General features: G+C 61.3%; 4 protein-coding genes and 1 tRNA gene. 2 read left to right on the top strand and 3 right to left on the bottom strand.

The genetic code is table 11. The features are described from left to right. Both AC5DC2_RS20145 and chvE read right to left on the bottom strand, forming a co-directional pair. On the bottom strand, positions 1-594 hold a 594-nt coding region (locus AC5DC2_RS20145), incomplete at its 3' end, for a substrate-binding domain-containing protein (RefSeq protein WP_491699766.1). A gap of 405 nt (positions 595-999) precedes the next feature. Then, positions 1,000-2,073, bottom strand: coding sequence for a multiple monosaccharide ABC transporter substrate-binding protein (chvE, locus tag AC5DC2_RS20140; RefSeq protein ID WP_024708205.1), 1,074 nt, complete (start codon positions 2,071-2,073; stop codon positions 1,000-1,002). A 423-nt stretch (positions 2,074-2,496) separates the two neighbouring features. Between chvE and AC5DC2_RS20135 the strand changes: the two genes are divergently transcribed. Continuing rightward, positions 2,497-2,573: transfer RNA gene (locus tag AC5DC2_RS20135), tRNA-Arg, on the top strand. A 168-nt stretch (positions 2,574-2,741) separates the two neighbouring features. After that, positions 2,742-3,860: a PQQ-dependent sugar dehydrogenase gene (locus AC5DC2_RS20130; RefSeq protein WP_491699765.1), complete on the top strand. Its 1,119-nt coding sequence runs from the start codon at positions 2,742-2,744 to the stop codon at positions 3,858-3,860. Positions 3,861-3,971: 111 nt separating this feature from the next. On the opposite strand, the gene AC5DC2_RS20125 is transcribed toward AC5DC2_RS20130, so the two are convergent. After that, on the bottom strand, positions 3,972-4,341 hold a 370-nt coding region (locus AC5DC2_RS20125), incomplete at its 5' end, for a DUF1176 domain-containing protein (protein WP_491699764.1).

Genomic DNA, 4,341 nt, shown 5'->3' with positions numbered 1-4,341 from the left:
CATCTGGCCCGACGGGATCACGATATCGCCGGAATCGATCAGCGGCTGAAGCACGGACATCGCGCCGTTATAGAAGAAATAGGCGTTGTTATCATCCGGCGAACCGCCGAAAAGCTCGACATTCCAGGGTTTTGTGTCGGGGAAGCGCTCCTTCAGGCCTTCCACGAGGCTGTTACCCTGCAAGACGCCGACCTTGTAGTTGTCGAAGGTTGCGTAATAATCGACATCCGGCGTGTTGAGGATCAGCCGGTCATAGGCGATCACCGGAATGTCGGCGGCCGCCGCATTGGCAAGCGGCCCGGTGAGCGAGCCGCCGTCGATCGCCGCGATCACCAGAACGGTGACGCCCTTGGTGATCATGTTTTCGATCTGCGACAGCTGCTGGGGAATTTCGTTTTCGGCATATTGCAGGTCGGTCTTGTAGCCGGCGGCCTCGAACTGCTCGACCATGGACGCGCCGTCCTTGTTCCAGCGGTCAAGGCCCTTGGTCGGCATGGCGATGCCGACATAGCCCTTGTCGGCCGCGATCGCCGGCGCCGCAAGCGCCGCCACGGCCACGCTTGCGGCAGCAAGCATCGAGATAACGCTTTTCATGTCTCTCTCCCATTTGGAGGTCGAAGGCTTCCGGCCACGACCTCGACTTGAAACGTAATGCCATCGGTCGAAACGCTTTTCAGCGTCCTTCCGGCTCCTTCCGCAAGGCACCCGGCACTTGCCGGTTTCGGCCATCGCGGACGGGGGTGACGATACATCTTGAGGCACGTTAGTCAAATCAATTTATTCGATTGAAAACACTTTGTGCGCTGCAAAACATATTCTTTTGACAAACGTCATATACTGTCATTTGTCGTTATTTTTCTCTTTAGACCGTACTTAAATCAGTAATCTCCGGCATGCTGCGCCTGCACATTTGCGCTTCGACCGGAAACTAGCAGCAAACGGCCGCGGAAACCAGAAAAAGGCGGAGCCCGCGCCCCGCCTTTTCTTTCATGTCCGGATTTACTGCTTGATCTGCTCGAGCGTGTAGTAGCCGCTCTGGTCGACCAGGATTTCCTCCCAGTTCGAACCGTCGACGGCAACCGGCGCGAGCAAATAGGAGGGCACGACCTTCACGCCGTTGTCATAGGTCTTGGTGTCGTTGATCTCCGGCTCGCCGCCTTCAAGCAGCGCCTCGACCATGCCGACGGTGACGCGGGCGAGCTCGCGGGTGTCCTTGAAAACGGTGGAGTACTGCTCGCCCATATTGATCGACTTGATCGAGGGCAGTTCGGCGTCCTGGCCGGTCACGATCGGCATCTTCTGGTCACCGGAGCCGTAGCCGACGCCCTTGAGCGAAGACAGGATGCCGATGGAAAGACCGTCATAGGGAGACAGGACGCCGTGGATGGTCTCGTCGGTATAGTTTGCCGACAGAAGATTATCCATGCGCGCCTGGGCAACGGCGCCGTCCCAGCGCAGCGTGCCGACCTGGTTCATGCCCATCTGCCCGGAAACGATGTCGATCTTGCCGTCATCGATCATCGGCTGCAGCACCGACATGGCGCCGTCATAGAAGTAATAGGCGTTGTTGTCGTCCGGCGAGCCGCCAAACAGTTCGACATTCCAGACCTCTTCGTCCGGGAAACGCTCCTCAAGGCCCTTGACGAGGCTGGAGCCCTGCTGGACGCCGACCTGGAAGTTGTCGAAGGTGGCGTAATAGTCGACGTCGCCGCTCTCCCGGATCAGGCGGTCATAGGCGACGACGGGAATGCCGGCGGCCGCCGCATTGGCGAGCGCGTTGGACAGCGTCGTGCCATCGATCGAGGCGATGACCAGGGCATCGACGCCCTTGGTGATCATGTTCTCGATCTGCGACAGCTGGTTGGGAATATTGTCCTCGGCATATTGAAGGTCGGTGGCGTAACCGGCTTCGTTGAACTGCCGGACCATGGATTCGCCGTCGGAAATCCAGCGGGCGGACGATTTCGTCGGCATGGCGATGCCGATCGTGCCCTTGTCCTGCGCAAAGGCCGGCACGGCAAAGGATGTCACCGCCATTGCCGCAATGGCGAATGCAGATACTACGAGTTTCATCTCTCTCTCCCAATTCACGAAACGTGCGTTTCGTCTGCCCCCGCACCGGGCGCACCACCCGGCGTCTTCCGCCCTCCCGGCGGGCTGAAACGAAGCCGTGAGCGGGTCGCAGATCGCGTTTCGAACCTCGTGCAAGGGGCGTGGGGTGTCAAATTGAGAACGCCGAAGCAGATATACCAATTCTGCTATATGTCGACCGGGATGGACATTAACATTCTGGCGTAAATGACTTTTTCACGGCAGACACTTCAGGTTAGCAAGCGCTTACTTCTACTTTGGTCTATAGCTCTCCGGCCGCCTGCGCACCGCCGAATGCACGGGCCTGCGGCCTTTCCGAGCGTTTTGTCTTTTTTGCGATTGATGCGCGCCCAAAGCTGCGCTAAACAACGCGGCAATGCGAACCCGCCAGGCGGGAACGCAAGGGCGCCCGTAGCTCAGCTGGATAGAGTGTTGGATTCCGATTCCAAAGGTCACAGGTTCGAATCCTGTCGGGCGCGCCATTTCCCCTCCTGATCCTGCCGCGGCAGTTCGGTTCCAACAGGGGCCGGCGTCTTCCGGTCTTCTTCGACTCACAATCTTGTGTGATGCCAGCCCCTTGCCGGGCGCCGGATCGCGCCTAGCTCAATGGCGAGGACGATGTTCGCATCTCATGCCAGAGGAGGCCGCCCGTGACCTTTGCCTTTCCGAAGACCGTCGCGCTCGTTGCCGTTGCCGCAGCCCTGGCGCAGGCCCAGCCCGCACGCGCCCAAACGCCGCCGCTTGCCGTTGAGGAGATCGCCTCGGGCCTTGCCCATCCCTGGTCCGTCGAACCCTTTGACGACGGCGGCTTCGTGGTGAGCGAACGGCCCGGCCGGCTGAACCTCATCGATGCCGAGGGCGGCATACGCGAAGTCTCGGGCCTGCCGGAGGTCTACGCGGCAGGTCAGGGCGGATTGCTCGACGTGGCGCTCGATCCGGATTTTGCCGACAATCGCGTGATCTACTTCACCGCTTCGATCTCCGGCGAAGGCGGTCAGGGCACCGCGGTGTTCCGCGCGACCCTTGATCGCGCGGCAGCGCAACTCGGTACGGTCGAGCGGATTTTCGCCATGAACCGGTTTACCGGCACCAACCGCCATTTCGGCTCCCGCATTGCCATTGACGAAGACGGCAACCTCTATTTCGGGATCGGCGACCGCGGCGAGCGCAACCGCGCCCAGGACGCCGGCGACCATGCGGGCTCGATCCTGCGCATCCGCCCCGATGGCAGCGTGCCGGACGATAACCCCTATGCCGGAGAAAGCGGCGCGTCTGCCGAAACCTGGTCCATCGGCCACCGCAATCCGCAGGGAATAACCATCGACCCCGCGACCGGCATTCTCTATACGGTGGAGCACGGCGCGCGCGGCGGCGACGAGATCAACATCCCCGAGGCCGGCGCCAATTACGGCTGGCCGGAAATCTCCTACGGCGTGCATTATTCCGGGGCCGAGATTGGCCGGGGCACCCATGCGGAAGGGCTGGAACAGCCGCTCTATTACTGGGACCCCTCGATCGCGCCCGGCGCCATCGCCGTCTATCGCGGCGAGATGTTTCCCGAATGGGACGGCGACTTCCTCGTCACCGCGCTGAAGGACCGGCTGCTCGCCCATGTCGTGCTTGACGACAACGGCGAGCCGACGGCGGAACACCGTCTGTTCGAAGACCGCTTCGGCCGGCTGCGCGACGTGAAGATCGCCCCCGACGGCGCGGTGCTGCTGACGACCGACGAGGCGAACGGGCAGTTGCTCCGGGTCTACCGTCCCTGAACGACGATGCTGGATCATCGGGCGGTTAGTCTGAACCGTCCGATGATCCATCTCTTTTTTTAGGCGCATCGGGTTATCGAAAAACCGGTAACCACTTTTTTGCCCGATGCTCTATTTCGCCTCGGAGGCGTTGCCGGCGTTATCGGCCTTGTTGGCCTTGTTGGCCTTGTTGGCCTTGTTGGCCTTGTCCGCCGCATCTCCGTGCCGCCCGAGCGTCGTCTGCCAGGTCACCGGCCAGTTGGCGGCGCCGACATCCTTGCCGTCGCAGGCGCTCTTGGCGCGCTCATGGGTGAGTACGAGCGGGTTGCCCGTCGCCTGCTCCTCGAGGCTCCAGTAATGCGCCAGGCCGCAATCGCCGAGCCCGCGTCCGAGATAGACGGATGAAAGCTTGCGGTTGTCGAGATCGAAATTGACGTTGTAGACCGTGTCGAGGACGGTGATGCCGGCCTCGCTGACATTCGGAAACTCGGCCCGGTGGAAT

This window comes from Martelella sp. (genome assembly GCF_984369615.1).
This window is presented reverse-complemented; position numbering and strand designations above follow the sequence as displayed.